This is a genomic window from Streptococcus sp. SM5 (assembly GCF_027497975.1).
The window spans coordinates 135215-160440 of sequence record NZ_JAJNSC010000006.1; the positions used below are offsets into that span (position 1 = coordinate 135215).

The 25226-nt window shown below is 42.2% G+C and carries 24 protein-coding genes and 1 riboswitch; of the genes, 15 read left to right on the forward strand and 9 right to left on the reverse strand.

From position 1 onward, the window contains the following. Positions 1-8 precede the first annotated feature (8 nt). From PAN07_RS06485 to nrdI, 3 genes are all read left to right on the forward strand, one after another. Positions 9-1295: a response regulator transcription factor gene (locus PAN07_RS06485; RefSeq protein ID WP_269797507.1), complete on the forward strand. Its 1287-nt coding sequence runs from the start codon at positions 9-11 to the stop codon at positions 1293-1295. Positions 1296-1355: 60 nt separating this feature from the next. Next, positions 1356-1889: an ABC transporter permease gene (locus PAN07_RS06490; protein WP_247933476.1), complete on the forward strand. Its 534-nt coding sequence runs from the start codon at positions 1356-1358 to the stop codon at positions 1887-1889. Between the two features lie 73 nt (positions 1890-1962). After that, positions 1963-2427 carry a class Ib ribonucleoside-diphosphate reductase assembly flavoprotein NrdI gene (gene nrdI, locus PAN07_RS06495; RefSeq protein ID WP_020901834.1) on the forward strand — a complete coding sequence of 155 codons (465 nt, stop codon included), beginning with the start codon at positions 1963-1965 and terminating at the stop codon, positions 2425-2427. 166 nt (positions 2428-2593) lie between these two features. On the opposite strand, the gene PAN07_RS06500 is transcribed toward nrdI, so the two are convergent. Together PAN07_RS06500 and argS are read right to left on the reverse strand one after the other, a co-directional pair. Continuing rightward, a complete protein-coding gene (locus tag PAN07_RS06500; RefSeq protein ID WP_033682430.1) occupies positions 2594-2839 on the reverse strand; it encodes a hypothetical protein in 246 nt (81 codons plus the stop codon). Positions 2840-3415: 576 nt separating this feature from the next. Beyond that, a complete protein-coding gene (argS, locus tag PAN07_RS06505) occupies positions 3416-5107 on the reverse strand; it encodes an arginine--tRNA ligase (RefSeq protein WP_269797508.1) in 1692 nt (563 codons plus the stop codon). 134 nt (positions 5108-5241) lie between these two features. Between argS and argR the strand changes: the two genes are divergently transcribed. Together argR and mutS are read left to right on the forward strand one after the other, a co-directional pair. Further along, positions 5242-5688 carry an arginine repressor gene (gene argR, locus PAN07_RS06510; protein WP_001231476.1) on the forward strand — a complete coding sequence of 149 codons (447 nt, stop codon included), beginning with the start codon at positions 5242-5244 and terminating at the stop codon, positions 5686-5688. 50 nt (positions 5689-5738) lie between these two features. Beyond that, positions 5739-8273, forward strand: coding sequence for a DNA mismatch repair protein MutS (gene mutS, locus PAN07_RS06515; protein ID WP_269795163.1), 2535 nt, complete (start codon positions 5739-5741; stop codon positions 8271-8273). A 41-nt stretch (positions 8274-8314) separates the two neighbouring features. Here the strand turns inward: mutS and PAN07_RS06520 are convergent, their stop codons facing one another. Both PAN07_RS06520 and PAN07_RS06525 read right to left on the reverse strand, forming a co-directional pair. Continuing rightward, a complete protein-coding gene (locus tag PAN07_RS06520; protein ID WP_084862744.1) occupies positions 8315-8773 on the reverse strand; it encodes a DUF3021 domain-containing protein in 459 nt (152 codons plus the stop codon). Next, entirely contained in the window at positions 8770-9210 is a 441-nt protein-coding gene (locus PAN07_RS06525; RefSeq protein ID WP_084862746.1) for a LytTR family DNA-binding domain-containing protein, read from the reverse strand. Before PAN07_RS06525 ends, PAN07_RS06520 begins: the two co-directional genes overlap by 4 nt. Positions 9211-9416: 206 nt before the next feature. Here PAN07_RS06525 and mutL point away from each other — a divergent pair, with 206 nt between their 5' ends. Genes mutL through PAN07_RS06540 form a run of 3 tightly spaced genes read left to right on the forward strand, consistent with a single transcriptional unit; the run spans position 9417 to position 12548 of the window. Next, a complete protein-coding gene (mutL, locus tag PAN07_RS06530) occupies positions 9417-11366 on the forward strand; it encodes a DNA mismatch repair endonuclease MutL (protein ID WP_084862748.1) in 1950 nt (649 codons plus the stop codon). Between the two features lie 15 nt (positions 11367-11381). Further along, entirely contained in the window at positions 11382-11975 is a 594-nt protein-coding gene (ruvA, locus tag PAN07_RS06535; RefSeq protein WP_141230338.1) for a Holliday junction branch migration protein RuvA, read from the forward strand. A 9-nt stretch (positions 11976-11984) separates the two neighbouring features. Further along, entirely contained in the window at positions 11985-12548 is a 564-nt protein-coding gene (locus PAN07_RS06540) for a DNA-3-methyladenine glycosylase I (protein ID WP_269797509.1), read from the forward strand. Between the two features lie 84 nt (positions 12549-12632). Here the strand turns inward: PAN07_RS06540 and PAN07_RS06545 are convergent, their stop codons facing one another. From PAN07_RS06545 to PAN07_RS06565, 5 genes are all read right to left on the reverse strand, one after another. Continuing rightward, on the reverse strand, positions 12633-12896 hold the full coding sequence (locus tag PAN07_RS06545) for a SemiSWEET family transporter (RefSeq protein WP_000166114.1): 264 nt from the start codon (positions 12894-12896) through the stop codon (positions 12633-12635). 105 nt (positions 12897-13001) lie between these two features. After that, positions 13002-14036 carry a S66 peptidase family protein gene (locus PAN07_RS06550; RefSeq protein WP_049487390.1) on the reverse strand — a complete coding sequence of 345 codons (1035 nt, stop codon included), beginning with the start codon at positions 14034-14036 and terminating at the stop codon, positions 13002-13004. Positions 14037-14197: 161 nt separating this feature from the next. Next, complete coding sequence (locus PAN07_RS06555) at positions 14198-14545, reverse strand: hypothetical protein (protein ID WP_000331824.1); 348 nt, start codon at positions 14543-14545, stop codon at positions 14198-14200. A 15-nt stretch (positions 14546-14560) separates the two neighbouring features. Then, positions 14561-15238: a DUF1129 domain-containing protein gene (locus PAN07_RS06560; RefSeq protein ID WP_049493910.1), complete on the reverse strand. Its 678-nt coding sequence runs from the start codon at positions 15236-15238 to the stop codon at positions 14561-14563. An 11-nt stretch (positions 15239-15249) separates the two neighbouring features. Beyond that, positions 15250-16194, reverse strand: coding sequence for a magnesium transporter CorA family protein (locus PAN07_RS06565; RefSeq protein WP_000815623.1), 945 nt, complete (start codon positions 16192-16194; stop codon positions 15250-15252). 131 nt (positions 16195-16325) lie between these two features. Between PAN07_RS06565 and uvrA the strand changes: the two genes are divergently transcribed. The 7 genes from uvrA to ruvX all read left to right on the forward strand — a co-directional run bounded on the left by uvrA (position 16326) and on the right by ruvX (position 25222). Next, positions 16326-19157 carry an excinuclease ABC subunit UvrA gene (gene uvrA / locus PAN07_RS06570; protein ID WP_261116673.1) on the forward strand — a complete coding sequence of 944 codons (2832 nt, stop codon included), beginning with the start codon at positions 16326-16328 and terminating at the stop codon, positions 19155-19157. Beyond that, positions 19150-20211: a Xaa-Pro peptidase family protein gene (locus PAN07_RS06575; RefSeq protein ID WP_033682421.1), complete on the forward strand. Its 1062-nt coding sequence runs from the start codon at positions 19150-19152 to the stop codon at positions 20209-20211. Before uvrA ends, PAN07_RS06575 begins: the two co-directional genes overlap by 8 nt. A 57-nt stretch (positions 20212-20268) precedes the next feature. Then, a riboswitch (M-box (ykoK) riboswitch) is annotated at positions 20269-20419 on the forward strand. 194 nt (positions 20420-20613) lie between these two features. Then, entirely contained in the window at positions 20614-23277 is a 2664-nt protein-coding gene (mgtA, locus tag PAN07_RS06580) for a magnesium-translocating P-type ATPase (RefSeq protein WP_269797510.1), read from the forward strand. Positions 23278-23412: 135 nt separating this feature from the next. Beyond that, positions 23413-23811, forward strand: a complete 399-nt coding sequence (spx, locus tag PAN07_RS06585) for a transcriptional regulator Spx (protein ID WP_000591165.1) — start codon at positions 23413-23415, stop codon at positions 23809-23811. Between the two features lie 65 nt (positions 23812-23876). Continuing rightward, positions 23877-24446, forward strand: coding sequence for an SP0191 family lipoprotein (locus tag PAN07_RS06590; protein ID WP_261027252.1), 570 nt, complete (start codon positions 23877-23879; stop codon positions 24444-24446). Positions 24447-24532: 86 nt separating this feature from the next. Then, entirely contained in the window at positions 24533-24799 is a 267-nt protein-coding gene (locus PAN07_RS06595) for an IreB family regulatory phosphoprotein (RefSeq protein ID WP_000507059.1), read from the forward strand. 3 nt (positions 24800-24802) lie between these two features. After that, a complete protein-coding gene (gene ruvX, locus PAN07_RS06600) occupies positions 24803-25222 on the forward strand; it encodes a Holliday junction resolvase RuvX (protein ID WP_004239076.1) in 420 nt (139 codons plus the stop codon). Positions 25223-25226 lie beyond the last annotated feature (4 nt).

Genomic DNA, 25226 nt, shown 5'->3' on the forward strand with positions numbered 1-25226 from the left:
GGGAGAAAATGTATAAAGTATTATTAGTAGATGATGAGTACATGGTGACAGAAGGTCTGAAACGTTTGATTCCTTTTGATAAGTGGGATATGGAGGTCGTCGCAACAGCCAGTCATGCCGATGAAGCCCTAGAATATGTTCAGAAAAATCCCGTCGATGTAGTCATTTCCGATGTCAATATGCCCGACAAAACAGGGCTTGATATGATTCGGGAGATGAAAGAAATCTTACCAGATGCTGCCTATATCCTGCTCTCAGGTTATCAGGAGTTTGATTATGTAAAAAGAGCAATGAACCTTAGTGTGGTGGACTATCTGGTCAAACCTGTTGATAAGGTAGAGTTGGGAAATCTGCTGGAGAAGATTGCAGGTCAGCTCGGCGAGAGAGGAAAGAAAAGTCAGATCCTCAGTCAAGATTTAGACGAGGCTGGATTTGTTAGTTATCTAGGAGGTAAGGAGAATTGGTGGATAGGCCTATCCAAGGAAAAACAAGGTTCCTTCACCATTCCCTACTATGTCTTGGGTCAAGACTGGCAGATTTTTATTTCTGATCAACCCCTAGATGGTTTAGTCGTTACTCCCTTTGAAGCTCCTTATCAAGAACACTTTGAACGCTGGAAGCTGAATGCTGAGAAAGCCCTCTTTTACGGCTCTGTAAATCTACAACAGTCTGAGAGTCTCTTTACCTACTACGAACCGATTTATAGGGTTATCATTCAGGGGAATCTCAATCAAATCGTGGAAGAGTTGAACCTTTTGGAGAAGGTGGTTCTTGAAAATACGCCGCGTGTTCCGATTACCAAACAGCTTTTTATCCAGTTTGTCATGGATGTCTTTCATTTGTTTGAACATCTCAAAGCTGATGATATGACGGACATTGTCAAAACCATTCATGCTATTCAATCCTTCGATGAATTGGTTCCTTATATCAAGGAAACTCTGACTCGATTCTTTGGGCAATATCGAATGAATGAAAATGTGGTCAGTGTGTTGGAAGTCATTGGGCGTGATTATCAGAAAGAACTTTCCCTCAAGGATATCAGTAAGGATCTCTTTATCAATCCTGTCTATCTGGGGCAGTTGATTAAGCGTGAAACCAATTCGACCTTCGCAGAGCTTTTAAACAAACAACGTATTAAGGCTGCCCAGCAACTCTTGCTTTCAACTAGTGACAGCATCGAAGATATTTGTTATGCTGTTGGTTACAGTAATGTTGGATATTTCTATAAAGTGTTCCGAAAATTGTGCGGAAAATCGCCAAAAGCCTACCGAAAACAGGTAGAAACTACACTATAATATTTGTATCCCTTTACAAAAAGTGCTATAATATCAATAATAACATCAGGAGGTTCTATCATGAAAAAGAAACCAATCTATCTATGGGTATTACTGATTTTTTCAGCCTTACTCTCAGCAATGTCACTATTTGGAATCATATCTCCAGTACCTACTGCGGAGGGTATGAACAATCTAGAAACATCAGCATCAGGTGTTAATGCTACTTATGCTAAGGAGCTCGTTGCTTACACCATTAAGGTATCGGAGCATGGTCATTCTATCTTCAACATTCTCTTGGTTGTCTTATCTGTTATTCTGGTGGTTGTGTCTTTGGTTTTCCTTGTTCGTAAAAACATCCAATTGGCTAACTACACTTATCTTGCTTATGTCTTCGTTGCCATCATTGGTTCTATCTACAACTTTATCGGCGTTCAGGATGCGGTTTTACTTTTTACAGACCCTAACATCCGTATGGGAGCGGAGCTTGGTGCCAAAGGTTCTGCTATTTTTGGGATCGTACTCAATGTTATCTTCCTAGCAATTGTCTTCTATAAAATGTGGCGTCAGCAAAAAGAATTGACAGAAACTCAAGAAGAGGAAGAACTTGCCTAAGAGTTGACAAAGCATAACTATCAAGATACAATCTTGGTAGTTATTTTTTATGATTTAAAAAAAGGAGGAGAACATGAAAAAAGTTTCCTTGGTCTACATCAGTCTGAGCGGAAATACGGAGAGTTTTGTGACGCGCTTGAAAGACTATCTCTTGTCCCAGTACGAGGGAATTGAGGTTCAAAAGATTCATATCAAGGATTTGGTCAAAGAAGGCCAAGATTTCTATGAAATGGACCATCCCTATGTTGCTTTTTTGCCGACTTACCTAGAAGGTGGGAATGGCGTGGATAACGGAGATGTCGAGATTTTGACGACACCAGTGGGAGATTTTATCGCCTATGGTGACAATGCTAGTAAGTGTTTTGGTGTGGTTGGTTCAGGAAATCGTAACTTTAATAACCAATACTGCCTGACAGCCAAGCAATATAGTCAACGTTTTGGCTTCCCTGTATTGGCTGATTTTGAAATGCGAGGTATGCTGGGAGATATCAAACGTGTCGCAGCTATTATCGCAGATTTGTATGAATTGGAAAGTTAAGCTGAAACCAATCTTTCAATCATTAGAAGAAAGAACTTATTATATCCCCCTCTATAGCAAAGATGAAAATTACCTATAAAATTTTTAATATAAATGTTATTTGCTATAGTTGGAAGATAAAAATTATGCCCTAAAAAAACCGAGAAGCTTTCTTCTCGGTTTTTGATTATTTCAATTGATCTGTAATGTCTTTTGATAGCAACATTCCCAGATGGTAAGTTTTATTGATATATGCAATGACATCATTGATATTTTCAGTCGTTTGAATTTTCTCTTTGATGTCAGCCCTAAATGTTTCATCCTTTAAAAGTTGTTCTTGGTAGAGCTTTTGCAGTCTTTCCTTTTCATACTTATTAAGCAGAAAAAGGAATACCAAGCTAATCACAACGAGGATATAAGCATATTGGCTCATAGAAAATCTCCCTGTATGATAAAGAAGTAGTAGTGAGTAGATTGAATTAGTGAAGCGCCTAACCAAATCACCATAGTTACGACGTCATGTTCTCTAAATCGATTATATTTAGAGAACATGACTAGTGAAGCAGTTAGCTAGTCCGCATATAAGCTGCTAGCGTCTAAAAATTAGGAACTTTAGTTCCAATAAATTTAAGATTACGACGTTTTAGGACATAAATCGATCATATTTATGTCTTAAAACTAGTGAAGCACCTAGCCAAATACCTGATAGGATTTGGCATTCGTTACTTAGACTACTTTACAATAAAGTGATTAAAAGATTACGACATGAGCCTAACCAAATCGATATTATTTGGTTAGGTGAATTAGTGAAGCAGTTAGCTAGTCCGCATATAAGCGTCTAGCGTCTAGCAATTAGGAGCTTTAGTTCCAATAACTTTAAGGTTACGACGTTTTAGGACATAAATCGATCATATTTATGTTCTAAAACTAGTGAAGCGCCTAGCCAAAGTCCGAATAGGATTTGGCGTTAGTTACTTAGATTGCTCCGCAATCAAGTAACTTTGGCGATTTACATCTTCTCTGGAGCTTCTACTCCAAGTAAGCGAAGGGCTTCTTTTAGGACAACTGCGGTTGCGTAGCTGAGAGCTAGACGACTTTCGCGTTCTGGGCTTTCATCCAAGATACGGGTATGTGCATAGTATTTGTTGAAGGCTTGAGCCAGGCTAATTGCAAATTTAGCAATGATAGAAGGTTCAAAGTTATCAGCCGCACGGTTGATAATACGTGGGAAGTCTTGGATGAGTTTGATAATTTCCCAGCTTTCAGCATCATTCAAGCTATAGTTGCCAGTTGTTTCTGGTTTGAAATCGGCTTTGCGTAAGATAGATTGGATACGAGCGTAGGCATATTGAACATAAGGTCCAGTTTCACCTTCAAATGACACCATGGCTTCTAAGTCAAAATCATAACCATTAGTGCGGTCAGTCTTAAGGTCGTAGAATTTAATGGCTCCAACCCCAACAGCATGCGCTACTTGGTCTTTATTTTCAAGTTCAGGATTTTTAGCTTCAATTTGGGCTTTTGCACGGCTAACAGCCTCTGCAACTGTAGGCTCTAGCAGGATGACATTCCCTTTACGAGTAGAGAGTTTTTTCCCTTCTTTTGTAACCAAACCAAAAGGAACGTGAGTAATATCGTCACTCCAATCGTAGCCCATTTCTTGCAAGACAGCTTTGAGCTGTTTAAAGTGGGCAGATTGCTCTTGACCAACGACGTAGATAGATTTAGCAAATTGGTATTCGTTTTTACGGTAAAGAGCTGCAGCCAAGTCACGTGTGATATATAGAGTTGCTCCGTCAGATTTCTTGATGAGGGCTGGATGTTCAATTCCATATTTCTCAAGGTTGACAACTTGGGCCCCTTCTGATTCAACAAGAAGGCCTTTTTCAGAAAGAATGTCTACGACTGCATCCATCTTATCGTTGTAGAAGGCTTCTCCATTGTAGCTGTCAAATTCGACTTGCAATTCATTGTAAAGGCGGTTAAATTCCACTAAACTTTCATCACGGAACCATTGCCAAAGAGCGAGAGCTTCCTCGTCTCCATTTTCAAGTTTACGGAACCATTCGCGTGCTTCTTCATCCAAGCTAGGGTCATTTTCAGCTTCAGCATTGATACGAACGTAGAGTTTAAGAAGTTCATCAATTGGATGAGCTTTTACAGCTTCTTCGTCGCCCCATTTTTTGTAGGCAACAATCAGCATCCCAAACTGTTTACCCCAGTCTCCCAAATGGTTGACCTTGACCGTTTGATAACCGATTTTTTGGAAAATATGTGACAAGCTATCTCCGATAACAGTTGAGCGCAGGTGACCAATAGAAAATGGTTTAGCGATATTGGGACTAGACATATCGATAACAACATTTTCTTGCTTGCCAATATGTTGGTCAGCATAGTGTTCTTTTTCAGTGATAACAGCTTGCAATACTTGAGCAGAAATGGCAGATTTATCAAGGAAAAAGTTAACGTAAGGTCCTGTTGCGACAACCTTTTCAAAGGCTTGGCTGTTAATTTTTTCAGCCAGTTCAGCAGCAATCATTTGAGGTGCTTTACGTTCGACTTTTGCAAGAGAAAAAGCAGGGAAAGCGATGTCTCCCATTTCTGAGTTTTTAGGGGTTTCCAGTAAATTTAAAATAGCCTCTTGGTCCAGGCTATCAATGACGCTAGCCAACTCGCTAGCAATCAATTCTTTTGTATTCATTAAGAGCTCCTTTTGGACTTTTCTACTATTTTATCACAATTTTAAAGAAAGAAGAAAAAATTTTTGAAATCTCCTGTTTTTTTGGTATAATATAGTTATAAAATTAGTTATAAATATGCATATAAGAGGATTTTATGAGAAAAAGAGATCGTCATCAGTTAATAAAAAAAATGATTACTGAGGAGAAATTAAGTACACAAAAAGAAATTCAAGATCGGTTGGAGGCACACAATGTCTTTGTGACGCAGACAACCTTGTCTCGTGATTTGCGCGAAATCGGCTTGACCAAGGTCAAGAAAAATGATATGGTGTATTATGTACTAGCAAATGAGACAGAAAAGATTGATTTGGTGGAATTTTTGTCTCATCATTTAGAAGGTGTTGCAAGAGCAGAGTTTACCTTGGTGCTTCATACCAAATTGGGAGAAGCCTCTGTTTTGGCAAATATTGTTGATGCAAACAAGGATGAATGGATTTTAGGAACAGTTGCTGGTGCCAATACCTTATTGGTCATTTGTCGAGACCAGCACGTTGCCAAACTCATGGAAGATCGTTTGCTAGATTTGATGAAAGATAAGTAAGGTCTTGGGAGTTGCTCTCAAGACTTATTTTTGACAAGGAGAGACGGACAATGGCGACAGAAAAGCTATCACCCGGTATGCAACAGTATGTGGATATTAAAAAGCAATATCCAGATGCGTTTTTGCTCTTTCGGATGGGTGATTTTTATGAATTATTTTATGAGGATGCGGTCAATGCTGCGCAGATTCTGGAAATTTCCTTAACGAGTCGCAACAAGAATGCCGACAATCCGATTCCTATGGCGGGTGTCCCCTATCATTCTGCCCAACAGTACATTGATGTCTTGATTGAGCAGGGCTATAAGGTAGCTATCGCAGAGCAGATGGAAGATCCTAAACAAGCAGTTGGGGTTGTGAAACGAGAGGTTGTTCAGGTAATTACGCCAGGAACAGTGGTTGATAGCAGTAAGCCGGACAGTCAGAATAATTTTTTGGTTGCTATAGACCGCGAAGGCAATCAATTTGGTCTAGCTTATATGGACCTGGTGACCGGTGACTTTTATGTGACAGGTTTATTGGATTTCACGCTGGTTTGTGGGGAAATCCGTAATCTCAAGGCGCGAGAAGTGGTGCTGGGTTATGACTTGTCTGAGGAAGAAGAACAAATCCTCAGTCGCCAGATGAATCTGGTACTCTCTTATGAAAAAGAAAGCTTTGAAGACCTTCATTTACTGGATTCGCGATTGGCAGCTGTGGAGCAAACAGCATCTAGTAAGCTGCTCCAGTATGTTCATCGGACCCAGATGCGGGAGTTGAACCACCTCAAACCTGTTATCCGCTATGAAATTAAGGATTTCTTGCAGATGGATTATGCGACCAAGGCCAGTCTGGATTTGGTTGAGAATGCCCGTTCGGGCAAGAAGCAAGGCAGTCTTTTCTGGCTTTTAGATGAAACTAAGACGGCAATGGGTATGCGCCTGTTACGTTCTTGGATCCATCGTCCCCTGATTGATAAGGAACGAATCGTCCAACGCCAAGAAGTGGTGCAGGTCTTCCTCGACCATTTCTTTGAGCGCAGTGATTTGACAGACAGTCTCAAGGGTGTTTATGACATTGAGCGCTTGGCTAGTCGTGTTTCTTTTGGCAAAACCAATCCTAAGGATCTCTTGCAGTTGGCGACTACCTTGTCTAGTGTGCCACGGATTCGTGCGATTTTAGAAGGCATGGAGCAGTCTGCTCTGGCCTATCTTATCGAACAGTTGGATGGAATCCCTGAGTTGGAGAGTTTGATTAGCGCTGCTATTGCTCCTGAAGCTCCTCATGTGATTACGGAAGGTGGTATTATCCGCACTGGATTTGATGAGACTTTAGACAAGTACCGTCGTGTTCTCAGAGAAGGGACTGGTTGGATTGCTGAAATTGAGGCTAAGGAGCGAGAAAACTCTGGAATCAGCACGCTTAAGATTGATTACAATAAGAAGGATGGCTACTATTTCCATGTGACCAATTCGCAACTGGGAAATGTGCCTGCTCACTTTTTCCGCAAGGCGACGCTGAAAAACTCAGAACGTTTTGGAACCGAAGAATTAGCCCGTATCGAGGGAGATATGCTGGAGGCGCGTGAGAAGTCAGCCAATCTCGAATACGAAATTTTTATGCGTATTCGTGAGGAAGTCAGCAAGTATATCCAGCGTTTGCAGGCTCTAGCTCAAGGAATTGCGACAGTTGATGTCTTACAGAGTCTGGCGGTTGTGGCTGAAACCCAGCATTTGATTCGGCCAGAGTTTGGAGAGGATTCGCGAATTGATATCCAGAAAGGGCGCCATGCTGTCGTTGAAAAGGTTATGGGGGCTCAGACCTATATTCCAAATACGATTCAGATGGCAGAAGATACCAGTATTCAACTGATTACAGGGCCAAACATGAGTGGGAAGTCAACCTATATGCGTCAGTTAGCCATGACGGCGATAATGGCCCAGATGGGTTCCTATGTACCGGCAGAAAGCGCCTATTTACCTATTTTTGATGCGATCTTTACCCGTATCGGAGCAGCAGATGACTTGGTTTCAGGTCAGTCAACCTTCATGGTGGAGATGATGGAGGCCAACAATGCCATTTCGCATGCGACCAAGAACTCTCTCATTCTCTTTGATGAATTGGGACGGGGAACTGCAACTTACGACGGTATGGCTCTTGCTCAGTCCATCATCGAATACATTCACGAGCATATCGGAGCCAAGACCCTCTTTGCGACCCACTACCATGAGTTGACCAGTCTGGAGTCTAGTTTACAACACTTGGTCAATGTTCACGTGGCAACCTTGGAGCAGGATGGGCAGGTCACCTTCCTTCACAAGATTGAACCAGGACCAGCCGATAAATCCTACGGTATCCATGTTGCCAAGATTGCTGGCTTGCCAGCAGACCTTTTAGTAAGGGCGGATAAGATTTTGACTCAGCTAGAGAGTCAAGGAACAGAAAGTCCTGCTCCTATGAGACAAACAAGTGCCGTCACTGAGCAGATTTCACTCTTTGATACGGCAGAAGAGCATCCTATCCTAGAAGAATTAGCTAAATTGGATATTTACAACATGACACCTATGCAGGCTATGAATGTTTTGGTTGAGTTAAAACAGAAACTATAAAAATAATCCCACTCATGCATTTATGAGTGGGATTATTGCTATTACTTTCTATGCTCCAAGAGTTGATTGATGTGGTCTACCTTTTTAGCCTCTCTTTTATAGAGAATAGCCCAAATGATGAGGTAGACAATTGAAAACTCGATAATGAGCTGGAGATAGAAGATCCAGTGGAAGGGGAACCAACCAGCCAGAGTTGCTAGTGGGACAAAGCCAGCCAGCATGAGGAAGAAATGAGTCAGAGTGGCACGAAGCATGCTCCAGTCACGGCTGAATAAGCGGTTGCCAAAGTTGAAGAGCATACCGATAGTTGCCCAGATAAGTGTGCAGTAGAGTAAGACTAGAGCACCGTGAACCTGATGTTGAGCCATCACTTGGCCGATCAGAGACTCGGGACTTAGTGGTGTATAAGTACTTGGTGCATAAATGAGTGAAAAGATGATAGAGAGGATGAGGCCGATGAGGACACCAGCAGCTGCGTCGTGAAATACTTGTTTTTTCATAGTTCTAATTTCTCCTTGATGGTTTTTAGGTAACGGCGTGAAGAGTAGGTGAAGCTTTGGTTTTTTAGAAAGATTTCTACCAGACCGTTGGGCGTGAGCTTGAGGTGAGAGATGGAATTGATATTAATGATTTCTGATTGGGAAATTTGGATAAAATTGCTTGGCAAGAGTTCAAGAACCTGATAGAGTCGTAAATCAATGGTGTAGGTCTGACTTGCCGTTTCTGCCAGAACCTTCCGATTCTCGATATAGAAGCGCTGAATCTTGCCAATTTCAACTAGATAGACCTGATCTTCGATTTTCCCTTTGATTTTTTCTTTTTGATCCAGATTTTCTGCGAACTCGATGACTTTTTGGACTTTTTCGGTCTCTTGAGGTGCTTGGATAATCAACTTTTCCTCCTCGTAAGACTCGCTAATCTGTAGTTCTACTTTCATAAATTTCTCTCCTTGTCTTTCATACAAAATTGTGATCACTTCTTGTATATTTCTATTAAACACTATTTTACGCCTTCATACAAGGGACTTTGTCTATGTGGAGGGATTTGGTTCCTATGTGGCGCTTGCTTTTCTGTCCTGTCTGAAATATGGTATAATAGCACTAATCAATTTCTAGGAAAAAAGATACGGAAAGGGGCTGAAAAATGTCTCATATTATTGAATTGCCAGAGGTGTTGGCAAACCAGATCGCGGCAGGAGAGGTTATCGAACGTCCTGCCAGTGTGGTTAAAGAGTTGGTAGAAAATTCCATTGACGCTGGCTCTAGTCAGATTATCATTGAGATTGAAGAGTCTGGTCTCAAGAAGATTCAAATCACAGATAATGGTCATGGAATTGCCCACGATGAGGTGGAGTTGGCTCTGCGTCGCCATGCAACTAGTAAGATAAAAAATCAAGCAGATCTCTTTCGAATTCGGACGCTTGGTTTTCGTGGTGAAGCCTTGCCTTCTATCGCTTCTGTTAGTGTTCTGACTCTGTTAACGGCGGTGGATGGTGCAAGTCATGGGACTAAGTTAGTCGCGCGTGGGGGAGAAGTAGAAGAAGTCATCCCAGCGACTAGTCCTGTGGGAACCAAGGTTTGTGTGGAGGACCTCTTTTTCAACACGCCTGCCCGCCTCAAGTATATGAAGAGCCAGCAAGCGGAGCTGTCTCATATCATTGATATTGTCAACCGTCTGGGCTTGGCTCATCCTGAGATTTCTTTTAGTTTGATCAGTGATGGTAAGGAGATGACGCGGACAGCAGGGACTGGCCAACTGCGACAAGCAATCGCAGGGATTTACGGTTTGGCGAGTGCAAAGAAGATGATTGAAATTGAGAACTCTGACTTAGATTTCGAGATTTCAGGCTTTGTTTCCTTGCCTGAGTTGACTCGGGCTAATCGCAACTATATCAGCCTCTTCATCAATGGCCGTTATATCAAGAACTTCCTGCTTAATCGTGCTATTTTGGATGGTTACGGAAGCAAGCTTATGGTGGGCCGTTTTCCACTGGCTGTCATTCACATCCATATCGACCCTTATCTAGCGGATGTCAATGTGCATCCAACTAAGCAAGAGGTGCGGATTTCTAAGGAAAAAGAACTGATGACGCTGGTTTCAGAAGCTATTGCAAACAGTCTCAAGGAGCAAACCTTGATACCTGATGCCTTGGAAAATCTTGCCAAATCTACCGTGCGCAATCGTGAGAAGGTGGAGCAAACCATTCTCCCACTCAAAGAAAATACGCTCTACTATGAGAAAACTGAGCCGACAAGACCTAGTCAAGCTGAAGTAGCTGATTATCAGGTAGAATTAACTGATGAAGGACAGGATTTGACTTTATTTGCCAAAGAAACCTTGGATCAATTGACTAAGCCAGCAAAACTGCATTTTGCAGAGAGAAAACCTGCTAACTACGATCAGCTAGATCACCCAGAGTTAGACCTTGCGAGTCTTGATAAGGCTTATGACAAGCTGGAGCGAGAAGAATCTTCAAGCTTCCCAGAGTTGGAATTTTTCGGGCAAATGCACGGGACTTATCTCTTTGCCCAAGGGCGAGATGGGCTCTATATCATAGACCAGCACGCGGCGCAGGAACGGGTCAAGTATGAGGAATATCGTGAAAGTATTGGCGATGTTGATCAGAGCCAGCAGCAACTCCTAGTGCCCTACATCTTTGAATTTCCAGCGGATGATGCCCTTCGTCTCAAGGAAAGAATGCCTCTTTTGGAGGAAGTGGGTGTCTTCCTAGCAGAGTACGGAGAAAATCAATTTATCCTGCGTGAACATCCTATTTGGATGGCAGAAGAAGAAATTGAGTCAGGCATCTATGAAATGTGCGATATGCTCCTTTTGACCAAGGAAGTTTCTATCAAGAAATACCGGGCAGAGTTGGCTATTATGATGTCCTGCAAACGGTCTATCAAGGCTAACCATCGTATCGATGACCATTCAGCTAGACAGCTTCTTTATCAGCTTTCTCAATGTGACAATCCCTACAACTGTCCCCACGGACGTCCTGTTTTGGTGCACTTCACCAAGTCGGATATGGAAAAGATGTTCCGACGCATTCAGGAAAATCACACCAGTCTCCGTGAGTTGGGGAAATATTAAACTAAAAGGAAAACTATGTACGAATATTTAAAAGGAATCATTACCAAAATTACTGCTAAATACATTGTGTTTGAAGTCAACGGTATCGGTTATATCCTGCATGTGGCCAATCCCTATGCTTACTCAGGACAGGTCAACCAAGAAGCTCAAATTTATGTGCATCAGGTCGTACGTGAGGATGCCCATCTACTTTATGGATTTCGCTCAGAAGACGAGAAAAAGCTCTTTCTCAGTCTGATTTCGGTCTCTGGGATTGGTCCTGTATCAGCTCTGGCCATTATCGCTGCCGATGACAATGCTGGCTTGGTTCAAGCCATCGAAACCAAGAACATCACCTACTTGACTAAGTTCCCTAAAATTGGTAAGAAAACAGCCCAGCAGATGGTGTTGGACTTGGAAGGCAAGGTAGTAGTTGCAGGAGATGACCTTCCTGCTAAGGTGGCAGTACAAGCTAGCGCAGAAAACCAAGAATTGGAAGAAGCCATGGAAGCAATGTTGGCTCTGGGCTACAAGGCAACAGAGCTCAAGAAAATCAAGAAATTCTTTGAAGGAACGACAGATACAGCTGAGAACTATATCAAGTCCGCCCTTAAAATGTTGGTCAAATAGGAGTAGAGCATGACAAAACGTTGTTCGTGGGTCAAGATGACCAATCCGCTCTACATTGCCTATCATGATGAGGAGTGGGGTCAGCCCCTCCATGATGACCAAGCATTGTTTGAGTTGTTGTGTATGGAAACCTATCAGGCAGGCCTGTCTTGGGAAACGGTACTAAACAAACGCCAAGCTTTCCGAGAAGCATTTTATGGCTATCAAATTCACGCAGTCGCAGACATGACCGACACCGAATTGGAAAACTTGCTGGATAATCCAGCCATCATCCGAAATAGAGCCAAGATTTTTGCTACACGCGCTAACGCCCAAGCCTTTCTACGACTACAGGCAGAGTACGGCTCTTTTGATGCCTATCTTTGGTCTTTTGTTGAGGGGAAAACGATCGTTAACGATGTTCCCGATTACCGCCAAGCCCCAGCTAAAACACCTCTGTCTGAGAAGTTAGCCAAAGATCTCAAAAAACGAGGCTTCAAGTTCACAGGCCCAGTCGCCGTCTTGTCTTTTCTACAGGCTGCAGGGCTAGTTGATGACCATGAGAATGATTGTGAGTGGAAAAGCGGTCGTTAGTATGTACAGGTAACTAGCATATCTGAGAATATAGAAAAAAGCTGAGAAATTTTTCCCAGCTTTTTATATATACTATTAGATTTGTTAGAGTGAAGTCAAAAAAGTGATTCCACCTAAAATAACACCAGCTGAATTTGGAATGATTAGTATCCAATCCTTCTTAGGTTCCTTTGTCCATCCATAAATAACCCAGATTAAGCAAGATATAGCAGCTGATAAAGGTTGAAATGGTTGAGCTTTATTTCCCTGTAAATTAGCGATAATTTGAGGTATGTAGGCAATAAATACTATGATTCCAATAAAGGCACCAATAGAACCTACGATTCGATTAATTTTTTGTTTTGTCATATACACCTCCTTCAAAAGGATATCATAGAAATTAGCGAAATGCAATAAATTCAGATACAAATTGTAACGAAAACGAATACAAAAGCACAAAAATAGAGACACTATTTATTTTTTGTTATAGTCAAAGCGAATGACTTGCTCCTGTGCATCTACATAGGCATGGACTCCGAAGGGGACAATTGCTCTCGGAGTTGCGTGGCCGACATTCAGATTATAGACAATTGGAATATTGCTGTCAATGATATCCAATAGTGCCTCTTTATAGTCGTCATAGAAAGTTTCATCCATAGGTTTCCCGACCAAGAGTCCGCTGATGACCTTGAATATACCAGTGTTCTTTAAAGTTTGTAACATCTTTTTGAAGTCTTCCGGCTCAGGCTTTTCTTCGCTTGTCTCTAGCAAGAGGATCTTTCCTTCCCAGTCTGACAAGTCAGGGAAAAGTTTGTATTCTTGGCAGAGCTCCGTGCTATCTGCGTATCGAGAGTTGTCAAAGATATCGTAGAGGGATTCGAGGCAACCACCGAGGATTTTCCCCTCGAACTGGGCAGTTCCTTGTAACAACTCAAAACCAGTATTTGTATGACTGACACGAGGTGTCCCCAGAGCTTTGGGACTAAAATCAGTTCGTTCCTCATACCAAACATTGCTAGGGCGAATTTCTGAGATTCTTCCTGTCTCAATCAATTCTTTAAAGTAGTGAAGGCTATAGGCTAGCATTTCTTTGTCCAATTCACAAATGTCTGCTAAAAAGGATTGACCATAAAAAGTTTTAACACCTAGTTTATGCAACATGAGATGGTTCATGGTTGTATCTGAGAAGCCAAGAAATATTTTTTGGTTGATAACCTTTTGTAGTTGGTCATTTTCAAAAAGATAAGGTAGTAAGCGATAGGTATCGTCTCCACCGATGGCGCATAGGATCATGTCGATGCTATCATCAGAAAAGGCATGAATCAAATCCTCTGCACGAGCTTCAGGATGGTCCTTGATAAAGTCTAATCCTTTTAGCGAATGAGGCAAAAAGGTAGGATTGAGTCCCAGGTTCTTGAGACGTTGGACACCCAAGTCCACTTCGTGTTTGACAAAGTCCTCTCCGATAATGCCACTAGATAAACTAACAACACCAATAGTAGAAACCATATTTCTTCCTCCTAGAAATTGATTGAGCCTATTTTATCATAAAAGATGGGAGAAAACTATAGGGAAAAGGGTAGAGGGAAGCTTGTAGGCAAGCAAGTGAAAAAGCAACCGCTGGTGCAGTTGCTTTTCGTTTTCTAATCAGTAATCTCGCTAGATATGAGTTACTTGGTCAACTCTTGATTATAGGAGAGAGCCAAATCAATCCAGTAAGGCAATTCTTTTTGGCCTTCTATATCTAAGTCTATATACCCATGATAAAGGCGCCCCCTCATCAATGTAGTATGAGCTCCTGTTCGGGGTAGAACTTGCTTCTCCATTTCCTTGCCAATTCTGACCATAACCAGTTCATCCTTTCTGGAACTGACAGTAAGGACCATTTTACCACGAATCATAAAGGCCAGGCCACCAAACAGCTTCTTTTCTTCTAGCTCTTCTTCGAAAATTTGGGGAGGAAGTTTGAGCGCTAGAATTTTTCGAATCTGCTGAGCTAAAGATTGACTATATGCCATAGCTCTTTCCTTTTCTTAGTAACGTGTTGGTCCTGCACTTGCGCTGCGGATGTTCAAGCGTTTCTTGAGATAGAAGCGAAGGGCTAGGAGGGCTGCTCCGATAATAGCTAGTGGCAATGGAGCAAGTACTGGGTTAAGGCTAGCTGGTAGGAAGCTTGTTGCAAAGAAAACAAGCAACCAAAGAAACATAGATGCTAGGATAACCAGTACAGATTTCCAGAAAGGTGGACGTTGACTGCGGTCCATATCTGGTCCATAGTATTGGTAAACGAAGTAGTACATCAAGTAGAAGGCAAATCCACCAACCAGTCCAACTAATAGGAGGGTAATCAAACCGTAACCGATAGCTTGATCTGCCGAGAAGAAGGTTGTGAGGGCGCTGACGAGGGCAAAGAGGCTAGTGATGAAAAGAGCTGAGTCCATAATCATGAGTTTTGGATCATCATTTTCTTTTGGATGCTCTTTTTCGTATTGCTCCTTGACAGTGAAGCTATGAGCCCAATGAGTCGGTGCGCCGTAGAGGGAACGAGCAGTCGTACCTTTGGCTTGCTCTTCAAGGATTTGTGGAATAACTTCCTCAAAAATAGCTTTGATTTCAGCGTCTGATTTCCCATCTTTGATGAATTGCTGAGTAGCGATGTGGATAAACTCTTGGTTTTTCTTGGTTAATTTTTGTAGATCAATCTGAGACATAGGAACTCCTCTTAGAACCATTTTTTATGGATGAGATAGAGAGTGAGCGAAACACTCATAGCAAAGGCGATAAAGACGATTAACCAGAAGGCATTTGGTTCGCCGTTTAGGGGGATTTCATTATCCTTAAAGTTCATCCCGTAGGCAGAGAAGACCATGGTTGGGATGGACATGACGATGGTCACAAGGGCCAAGGTTTTCATGATGTTGTTCTGGTTGTTGGAAATGATAGAGGCAAAGGTCTCTGTCATAGAATGCAAGACGTTTCCATAAATGTCTGCCATCTCGATGGCCTGTTGGGTTTCAATCAGGGTATCTTCAAGCAGGTCTTCGTCTTCAAGGTATTTCTTGATATTGCTGGTTGAGCTGGTTAATTTCTTAATCACGCGCTCATTTGTTTTGAGGGAGGCCTTGAAATAGACGATGGTTTTTTCCAATTCCATGAGCTCAATCAATTCTTCATTACGAGTTGATTGATGCAGTTGACTTTCGATTTGTTCACTCTTACGGTCAATCGAACGAAGGGCTGTTAGGTAAAGTTCTGCATTGCGATAGAGAATCTGGAAGATAAAACGTGAGCGCATGAAGGTATAGAAATTACGCAAGCGACGGTTGATAAAGACATCGAGGACCGGTAATGGTTCCAAACAAGTAGTGATAATGGTTTCCTCAGTGATGATAATACCAAGCGGGATGGTGACGTAGTAGGTGCGGTTATTTCTTTCTTCTGTGACCGGCACGTCCACGATGATCAAAGTATACTCATCTTCGATGGTAATACGAGACATTTCTTCCGCATCGAGTGGTGCACGAAGGTCGGCAATATCAATATCGAAGGCGTTAGCGATTTCGAGTGATTCATTTTGAGTCGGATTGACGAGATTGATCCAAGTACCCGGTTCAAGCGTATCGATCTCTTTAAATTCAGTTGTTGTAGAGAGAAAAACTTGTTTCATATCCCTTATCCTTTCTCATTTTTCAGATTTTTTCACACCGTACTATTATACTATAAATTCAGCCTTTTGGGTAATAGAATCTCACTTTTTTTGGTATAATGGTAAGCAATAATGGACTAGAAAGAACAAAGATGCAAGATAAAATTGTCATTCATGGGGCGCGTGCCCATAATTTAAAAAATATTGACGTGGAAATTCCACGAGACAAGTTGGTTGTCGTGACCGGCTTGTCAGGTTCAGGGAAATCCAGTCTGGCCTTTGATACCCTCTATGCGGAGGGTCAACGTCGCTATGTGGAGAGTTTGTCAGCCTACGCTCGTCAATTCTTGGGGAATATGGAGAAGCCTGATGTAGATGCTATTGATGGTCTCAGCCCCGCTATTTCCATCGACCAGAAAACGACTAGTAAAAATCCTCGCTCGACGGTGGGAACAACGACTGAAATCAATGACTATCTGCGTCTCCTCTACGCACGTGTGGGGACGCCTTACTGTATCAACGGGCATGGGGCTATCAAGGCTTCTTCTGTGGAGCAAATCGTTGATAAGGTTTTGGAGTTGCCAGAACGCCAACGTCTGCAAATCTTAGCCCCAGTTATCCGTAAGAAAAAAGGACAGCACAAGAGTGTTATTGAAAAGATTCAGAAAGATGGGTATGTTCGTGTCCGTGTGGATGGGGAAGTCTATGATGTGACCGAAGTGCCAGAGTTGTCTAAGAGCAAGCAACACAATATCGATGTCGTGGTTGACCGTATTGTCATCAAGGAGGGCATTCGTAGTCGTCTCTTTGATTCCATTGAGGCAGCCCTTCGTATTGCAGAAGGTTATGTCATTATCGACACTATGGACGACTCTGAGTTGTTGTTCTCTGAGCACTATGCCTGTCCAGTTTGTGGCTTTACTGTTCCAGAGTTAGAGCCACGTCTCTTCTCATTCAATGCTCCTTTTGGTTCTTGTAGTGAGTGTGACGGCTTGGGCATCAAGCTGGAGGTGGATACTGATTTGGTAGTACCAGATGCCAGCAAAACGCTACGTGAGGGGGCGCTAGCACCTTGGAATCCTATCTCATCCAACTACTATCCAAACATGCTAGAGCAGGCTATGACAGCCTTTGGAGTGGATATGGATAAGCCTTTTGAGGACTTGTCAGAAGAGGATACGAACTTGATTCTCTATGGGTCAGATGGCAAGGAATTCCATTTCCACTATGAGAATGAATTTGGTGGTGTGCGCGATATTGACATTCCTTTTGAGGGAATTGTCAATAATATCAAGCGTCGCTATCACGAGACAAACAGCGATTACACCCGCACCCAGATGCGCCTCTACATGAATGAGCTGACCTGCGGAACCTGTCACGGTTACCGTCTCAATGATCAGGCCTTGTCTGTCCGTGTGGGTGGCGAGCAAGGGCCACATATCGGAGAAATTTCAGACCTGTCTATCGCAGACCACTTAGACTTGGTGAGCCAGCTGACCTTGTCTGAAAATGAAGCCATCATCGCTCGTCCCATTCTCAAGGAAATCAAGGATCGTTTGACCTTCCTTAATAACGTGGGTCTTAACTATCTGACTCTGTCTCGCTCAGCAGGAACCCTTTCAGGTGGGGAAAGCCAGCGTATTCGCTTGGCAACCCAGATTGGTTCTAACCTATCAGGTGTCCTTTATATTCTAGATGAGCCGTCAATCGGTCTTCACCAGAGGGACAATGACCGTCTGATTGCTAGTCTCAAAAAGATGCGCGACTTGGGTAATACACTCATTGTGGTGGAACATGACGAAGATACCATGCGTGAGGCGGATTATCTGATTGACGTTGGTCCCGGTGCCGGTGTTTTTGGTGGGGAGATTGTTGCTGCAGGTACGCCTAAACAGGTAGCTCGTAACAGTAAGTCTATCACAGGCCAGTACTTGTCAGGTAAACGTGCTATTCCAGTGCCAACAGAGCGCCGTACTGGTAATGGTCGTTTTATCGAAGTGACAGGAGCGCGTGAGAACAACTTGCAAAATGTCACTGCTCGCTTCCCACTAGGGAAATTTATCGCAGTGACAGGGGTGTCGGGTTCAGGGAAATCGACCCTCATCAACAGCATTCTCAAAAAAGCGATTGCCCAAAAGCTCAACCGTAATTCAGATAAACCTGGTAAATTTAAGACTATTACAGGGATTGAGCATGTTGATCGTTTGATTGACATTGACCAGAGTCCTATCGGACGGACGCCAAGGTCTAACCCTGCTACCTATACGGGAGTTTTTGACGATATACGTGACCTCTTTTCCCAGACAAATGAAGCCAAGATTCGAGGCTACAAGAAGGGTCGTTTCAGTTTCAACGTCAAGGGTGGTCGCTGTGAAGCCTGCTCAGGTGATGGGATCATCAAGATTGAGATGCACTTCTTGCCAGATGTTTATGTGGCTTGTGAAATTTGCCACGGAACCCGCTACAACAGTGAAACCCTAGAAGTCCACTACAAGGAAAAAAATATCTCGCAGGTCTTGGATATGACCGTCAACGATGCGGTGGAATTCTTCCAACATATTCCGAAAATTCAACGCAAACTTCAGACCATCAAGGATGTAGGGCTGGGCTATGTGACGCTAGGTCAACCAGCTACCACCCTTTCTGGGGGAGAAGCCCAGCGTATGAAGTTGGCTAGTGAACTTCACAAACGCTCGACAGGAAAATCTTTCTACATTTTGGATGAGCCAACGACAGGGCTGCATACTGAGGACATCGCTCGCTTGCTTAAAGTCTTGGCTCGCTTTGTAGACGATGGCAATACAGTCCTCGTCATTGAGCACAATCTGGATGTCATTAAGACGGCAGACCATATCATCGACTTGGGACCTGAGGGCGGTGTCGGTGGTGGAACCATCATCGCAACAGGAACTCCAGAAGAAGTAGCGGCCAATGAAGCCAGCTACACAGGACATTATTTGAAAGGAAAGTTACATCATGAATAAACGCGTACAAGCATTTCTAGCTAAAATGCAAGAAAAAGAACTAGATGGCATTATCATCAATAACCTTAAAAACGTCTATTATTTGACGGGTTTTTGGGGCTCAAACGGAACAGTCTTCATCAGTCGTGACCGCCAGGTCTTGGTGACAGACTCTCGCTATATCATTGCAGCTAAGCAAGAAACCAGTGGGTTTGAGATTATGGCTGATCGTGATGAATTGGCTGTCATTGGAGGAATTGTTAAGGATATGGGCTTGTCTCGAATCGGTTTTGAGGACGAGATTTCGGTTTCTTATTACCATCGTATGCAGGCTACCTTTGAAGGAATTGACTTGCTTCCACAGACTCAGTTTGTTGAAGGTCTTCGAATGATTAAGGATGAAGCGGAGATTGCAGCTATTCGCAAGGCTTGTTCTATCTCAGACCAAGCTTTCCGCGACGCGCTTGACTTTATCAAACCAGGAAAGACAGAGATTGAAATAGCCAACTTCCTTGACTTCCGCATGCGTGAGTTGGGAGCGTCTGGCTTGTCTTTTGATACGATTCTAGCTAGTGGTATCAACTCTTCCAAACCTCATGCTCATCCTATGCACAAACCAGTGGAGCTGGGAGAAGCCATTACTATGGACTTCGGTTGCCTTTATGACCACTATGTCAGTGATATGACACGGACTATCTATCTGGGGCATGTCAGCGACGAGCAGGCGGAGATTTACAATACGGTTTTGAAAGCCAACCAAGCCTTGATTGACCAGGCTAAGGCAGGATTAGGTTTCCGAGACTTTGACAAAATCCCTCGTGATATTATCATCGAGGCAGGCTATGGCGACTACTTTACCCACGGTATTGGACACGGTATTGGACTGGATATCCATGAGGAACCATACTTTAGCCAGACTTCTACAGAAACTATTAAGGCAGGTATGGCCTTGACAGATGAGCCAGGTATCTATATTGAAGGTAAATACGGGGTTCGTATCGAGGATGATATCCTGATTACAGAGACCGGTTGTGAATTATTGACCCTGGCTCCAAAAGAGTTGATAGTTATTTAAGAGTCAAACAACTCAAATGATTGACTTTTAAATTTTAAAGGTTTATACTGAAAGACGAAAACGGTAGGTGAGGCTACCATAGGGATACGGATGACTACCGCAAAGCAGTGGAGACACTACTCGTTGGTCAACAGTCCTGGTCGCGAAGGCCAAGACTAAGCTCATTACATTGCCCTATGGAGTTAAAGCTTGAACGAAAAACAGATAATTAGTTTTTTAATCCTGCCATTTTATGGTGGGATTTTCTACTGTTTAAATCAAAGAAAGGAGATAGACGATGCAAATTGACGATCATCCGGAACCGCACATACACAGCCAATCGCTGATTTGTGTCGTTCTGCCCTTATAAAGTGATTGGTCTCTGTGTATGAAACACATCATTCATACAGATAGGAGAAACCAATGAAAACTACAAAAGAAAGATTAGCAACAGCTATTCATACATCTTTAAACGAAACTCTATCTTTTTATAAGACAAGTCTAACAGGCTTGACTGGGGAGCAGCAGGTGGAGAAAAATCGTGACCTATATGGTGAAAATACCATCACAAAGGGTCAAGAAGACAGTATCCTCAAAAAAATTTACGAATCCATTATCAATCCTTTTACGATCATCTTACTGGTCATCGCCGTGATTTCCTTGGTGACCAATGTCTGGTTGGCAAAACCAGGTCAAGAGGATCCGACGACTTCTATTATCATCGTTGTCCTCGTCCTCATTTCTGGTGGCATACGCTTTGTCCAAGAACTCCGTAGTGATAAGGCTGCGACCAATCTATCAAAAATGATTGTCAACACAGCGACTGTCATTCGTCAAGGAGAAATCCAAGAAGTACCTATCGATGATTTGGTAGTGGGTGACGTGGTTAAATTAAGCGCTGGAGACATGATTCCAGCAGATCTTCTTTTATTTGAGTCGCGCGATTTCTTTGTACAACAGTCGGGCTTGACAGGTGAAAGTGAATCGGTTGAAAAATTGGCCTTGACCAAGGCAACAGTTCAACAATCTGATAGTCTGCTAGAAGCAGAAGCGCTCGCCTTTATGGGAACCAATGTCTTGTCTGGTAGTGCCAAGGCCGTGGTTTTAGCAGTTGGTGATGATACCATGATGGGAGCCATTGAGCAGACTTTGAACACCTATGACGAGCCTACTTCGTTTGAGCGGGAGATGAATAGTATTTCATGGCTCTTGATTCGTTTGATGTTGGTCATGGTGCCCATCGTTTTCTTGTCCAATGGTTTAACAGATGGAGATTGGTTAGAAGCTGGCGTATTTGCTTTGAGTGTTGGTGTTGGATTGACACCTGAGATGCTTCCTATGATTATCACGGCCAGTCTAGCAAAAGGCTCCATTATCATGGCCAAGGAAAAAGTGGTTATCAAGAAACTCAATGCCATACAGGACTTAGGGGCGATTGATATCTTGTGTACGGATAAAACCGGAACCCTCACTCAAGACGAAATTGTTCTTGAATATCCTTTGGATATACATGGAGATTTGGATTTGACCGTCTTGAGACGAGCTTATCTCAATTCTTATTTTCAAACGGGCTTGAAAAATTTGATGGACAGAGCCATCATCAAACGGACTGAAAAGGAAGCAAAAGAACACACCCACTTGCAAAATCTGGCTCAAACTTTTCAAAAAATAGATGAGCTTCCCTTTGATTTTGAACGCAGACGGATGAGTGTTATCGTTAAGGATGAACACGAAGTTGTTAGTTTGGTAACCAAGGGTGCCCTAGAGGAAATGTTGACGATTTCCAGTCATGCGGAATACCAAGGAGTGATTACTCCATTGACAGATGCTATTAGAGAAGAAATATTAGCGGAAGTACGACAACTAAATCAACAAGGTTTGCGTGTCTTGGGAGTGGCCTATAAGTCAGGTTTGAGGGAAGGTCATACCTATACAGTTGATGATGAAGGGGATATGATTCTAACTGGTTATTTAGCCTTCCTAGATCCTCCTAAACCATCTGCAGCACCAGCAATTAAGGCTCTGTTAGAACATGGGGTTCAAACAAAGATTTTGACGGGAGACAACGAAAAAGTTACCCAAGCAGTCTGTGAAAAGGTTGGTTTGGATATCAATCAGATGCTGTTAGGATCTGAAATTGATCAGATGAGTAATCAAGAATTGGCTCAAGCCGTGGAGGAGGTAACAGTCTTTGCCAAACTTTCTCCTGACCAAAAAGCAAGGATTATTTTGCAATTTAAGGCTAATGGTCATGCTGTAGGCTATATGGGGGATGGAATCAATGATGCTCCTTCTATGAAAGTTGCAGATGTGGGGATTTCTGTTGATACAGCAGTAGATATTGCCAAAGAAACAGCTGATGTTATCCTACTTGATAAGGATCTCATGGTTCTGGAAAAAGGACTTGTTGAAGGGCGTAAGGTCTATGCCAATATGACTAAATATATCAAAATGACAGTGAGTTCTAATTTTGGGAATATCTTATCCCTATTAGTCTCTGGAATCTTTTTACCATTTTTACCAATGGCACCAGTCCATTTGATTATCCTAAATCTAGTCTATGATTTGTCTTGTATTGCCTTGCCTTTTGACAAGGTGGATAAAGATTTTTTGAGAAATCCGCATACCTGGGAAGCTAGGTCCATCACACGTTTCATGATTTGGATGGGACCTATCTCTTCTGCCTTTGATATTTTGACCTTTATTTTGCTTTATTTTATCATTGTACCCATGACAACAGGTCAAGCTTATGTTCATGGGGCAGAGTCTGCCGTAGAATTTATTGTCTTGTTTCAGACAGGTTGGTTTATCGAGTCCATGTGGTCACAGACCATGGTTATCCATATGTTGCGTTCAGCTAAAATTCCTTTTTTACAAAGTCGTCCAGCTTGGCTAGTCCTTGTGACAACCTTATTGGCTGCAGCCTTTGTGACCTTCCTTCCCTACAGTCCACTAGCTAGCCTTCTTCATCTAACTCCTTTGAAACCGATTTATTTTATCTTTTTGATTTTCATCATCATTTTGTACATGATTAGCGTGACAATTGTGAAAAAAATCTATATCAAGAAATATAAAGAATGGCTGTAAATTTCATTTTGTCAAGAAAAAAGTACGAAAATGACGAAAAAAATCAAAAAAATTTAAAAATAGGTCGCAAGTCGGATGTTTTTTATGGTATAATAGACTAAACTGATAGTAACATGTAGCGAAAGGGGTAGGTACATGATTAAAATTTATACAGTCTCAAGTTGTACTAGCTGTAAAAAAGCAAAAACCTGGCTCAATGCCCACCAGTTAAGTTATAAAGAACAAAACCTTGGTAAAGAAGGAATTACGAGAGAAGAATTACTGGATATTCTGACTAAAACAGACAATGGAATAGCCAGCATCGTTTCATCTAAAAATCGCTATGCTAAAGCTCTTGGAGTGGATATTGAAGATTTAAGTGTCAATGAAGTCCTCAATCTGATTATGGAAACACCGAGAATTTTAAAGAGCCCAATCCTTGTAGATGAGAAACGCCTGCAAGTTGGCTATAAGGAAGACGATATTCGTGCCTTCCTACCACGCTCTGTCCGTAATGTAGAAAATGCAGAAGCACGTTTGCGTGCAGCTCTATAAACATCAAGGCTGGGAGCAACTCCCAGTCTTATTCTATTTTAATTTCAAAAAGAAAGAAGAAAGAAATGAAAAAAATAGTTCTTGTTAGCCTAGCTTTCCTTTTCGTCCTGGTTGGTTGTGGACAGAAAAAAGAAACTGGTACAGCTACCAAAACAGAAAAGGATACGCTTCAGTCAGCATTGCCAGTTATTGAGAATGCAGAGAAGAATACAGTTGTGACCAAGACTTTGGTTTTGCCAAAGTCAGATGATGGTAGCCAGCAAACCCAAACCATTACATACAAAGACAAGACTTTTTTGAGTCTAACTATCCAACAAAAACGTCCAGTTTCTGATGAGTTGAAGACTTATATTGATCAACATGGAGTGGAAGAAACCCAAAAAGCTCTTCTTGAGGCGGAAGAGAAAGATGAATCGATCATAGAAGCTCGTAAATTAGCAGGATTTAAGCTTGAAACCAAGCTGTTAAGTGCAACAGAACTTCAAACAACGACTAGTTTTGATTTTCAAGTTCTGGATGTCAAGAAGGCTTCTCAGTTGGAATATCTGAAGAACATTGGTTTAGAAAATCTCTTGAAGAATGAACCAAGCAAATATATTTCAGACAGATTGGCAAATGGCGCGACAGAACAATAGAAAATCCAAATAAATAGACTGCCTGAATTGTAGAACGTAAGGAATTATGCTATAATGGTACTATTCTAAGGAAAGAGGGTGTTAGAATGGGATTTACTGAAGAAACAGTACGTTTTAAATTGGACGATTCCAATAAAAAAGAAATTAGCGAAACTTTGACTGATGTTTATGCTTCGTTGAACGATAAGGGCTACAACCCAATTAACCAAATCGTAGGTTACGTATTGAGTGGAGACCCTGCCTACGTTCCTCGTTATAATAATGCACGAAATCAAATCCGTAAGTATGAGCGTGATGAAATCGTTGAGGAATTGGTTCGCTACTACCTAAAAGGACAAGGAGTCGATCTATAATCTATGAGAATTATGGGATTGGACGTCGGTTCAAAAACGGTAGGGGTGGCCATTAGCGATCCGCTCGGTTTTACAGCTCAAGGGCTTGAAATCATTCAAATCAATGAGGAACAAGGTCAATTTGGTTTTGACCGCGTTAAGGAGTTGGTTGATACTTACAAGGTGGAACGATTTGTAGTGGGCTTGCCTAAAAACATGAACAATACAAGCGGACCGCGCGTGGAAGCTAGTCAAGCCTACGGAGCAAAGTTAGAAGAGCTTTTTGGTTTACCAGTAGACTATCAAGATGAACGCTTGACAACAGTTGCCGCAGAGCGCATGTTGATCGAGCAAGCAGATATCAGTCGTAATAAGCGCAAGAAAGTCATTGATAAGTTAGCAGCTCAGCTGATTTTACAAAATTATTTAGATAGAAAATTTTAATACA

What these genes read in the sequence shown, in the direction of transcription:
- PAN07_RS06485 (WP_269797507.1), top strand. Translation starts at nt 9, where the DNA reads ATGTATAAAGTATTATTAGTAGATGATGAGTACATGGTGACAGAAGGT.
- PAN07_RS06490 (WP_247933476.1), top strand. Translation starts at nt 1,356, where the DNA reads ATGAAAAAGAAACCAATCTATCTATGGGTATTACTGATTTTTTCAGCC.
- nrdI (WP_020901834.1), top strand. Translation starts at nt 1,963, where the DNA reads ATGAAAAAAGTTTCCTTGGTCTACATCAGTCTGAGCGGAAATACGGAG.
- PAN07_RS06500 (WP_033682430.1), bottom strand. Translation starts at nt 2,839, where the DNA reads ATGAGCCAATATGCTTATATCCTCGTTGTGATTAGCTTGGTATTCCTT.
- argS (WP_269797508.1), bottom strand. Translation starts at nt 5,107, where the DNA reads ATGAATACAAAAGAATTGATTGCTAGCGAGTTGGCTAGCGTCATTGAT.
- argR (WP_001231476.1), top strand. Translation starts at nt 5,242, where the DNA reads ATGAGAAAAAGAGATCGTCATCAGTTAATAAAAAAAATGATTACTGAG.
- mutS (WP_269795163.1), top strand. Translation starts at nt 5,739, where the DNA reads ATGGCGACAGAAAAGCTATCACCCGGTATGCAACAGTATGTGGATATT.
- PAN07_RS06520 (WP_084862744.1), bottom strand. Translation starts at nt 8,773, where the DNA reads ATGAAAAAACAAGTATTTCACGACGCAGCTGCTGGTGTCCTCATCGGC.
- PAN07_RS06525 (WP_084862746.1), bottom strand. Translation starts at nt 9,210, where the DNA reads ATGAAAGTAGAACTACAGATTAGCGAGTCTTACGAGGAGGAAAAGTTG.
- mutL (WP_084862748.1), top strand. Translation starts at nt 9,417, where the DNA reads ATGTCTCATATTATTGAATTGCCAGAGGTGTTGGCAAACCAGATCGCG.
- ruvA (WP_141230338.1), top strand. Translation starts at nt 11,382, where the DNA reads ATGTACGAATATTTAAAAGGAATCATTACCAAAATTACTGCTAAATAC.
- PAN07_RS06540 (WP_269797509.1), top strand. Translation starts at nt 11,985, where the DNA reads ATGACAAAACGTTGTTCGTGGGTCAAGATGACCAATCCGCTCTACATT.
- PAN07_RS06545 (WP_000166114.1), bottom strand. Translation starts at nt 12,896, where the DNA reads ATGACAAAACAAAAAATTAATCGAATCGTAGGTTCTATTGGTGCCTTT.
- PAN07_RS06550 (WP_049487390.1), bottom strand. Translation starts at nt 14,036, where the DNA reads ATGGTTTCTACTATTGGTGTTGTTAGTTTATCTAGTGGCATTATCGGA.
- PAN07_RS06555 (WP_000331824.1), bottom strand. Translation starts at nt 14,545, where the DNA reads ATGGCATATAGTCAATCTTTAGCTCAGCAGATTCGAAAAATTCTAGCG.
- PAN07_RS06560 (WP_049493910.1), bottom strand. Translation starts at nt 15,238, where the DNA reads ATGTCTCAGATTGATCTACAAAAATTAACCAAGAAAAACCAAGAGTTT.
- PAN07_RS06565 (WP_000815623.1), bottom strand. Translation starts at nt 16,194, where the DNA reads ATGAAACAAGTTTTTCTCTCTACAACAACTGAATTTAAAGAGATCGAT.
- uvrA (WP_261116673.1), top strand. Translation starts at nt 16,326, where the DNA reads ATGCAAGATAAAATTGTCATTCATGGGGCGCGTGCCCATAATTTAAAA.
- PAN07_RS06575 (WP_033682421.1), top strand. Translation starts at nt 19,150, where the DNA reads ATGAATAAACGCGTACAAGCATTTCTAGCTAAAATGCAAGAAAAAGAA.
- mgtA (WP_269797510.1), top strand. Translation starts at nt 20,614, where the DNA reads ATGAAAACTACAAAAGAAAGATTAGCAACAGCTATTCATACATCTTTA.
- spx (WP_000591165.1), top strand. Translation starts at nt 23,413, where the DNA reads ATGATTAAAATTTATACAGTCTCAAGTTGTACTAGCTGTAAAAAAGCA.
- PAN07_RS06590 (WP_261027252.1), top strand. Translation starts at nt 23,877, where the DNA reads ATGAAAAAAATAGTTCTTGTTAGCCTAGCTTTCCTTTTCGTCCTGGTT.
- PAN07_RS06595 (WP_000507059.1), top strand. Translation starts at nt 24,533, where the DNA reads ATGGGATTTACTGAAGAAACAGTACGTTTTAAATTGGACGATTCCAAT.
- ruvX (WP_004239076.1), top strand. Translation starts at nt 24,803, where the DNA reads ATGAGAATTATGGGATTGGACGTCGGTTCAAAAACGGTAGGGGTGGCC.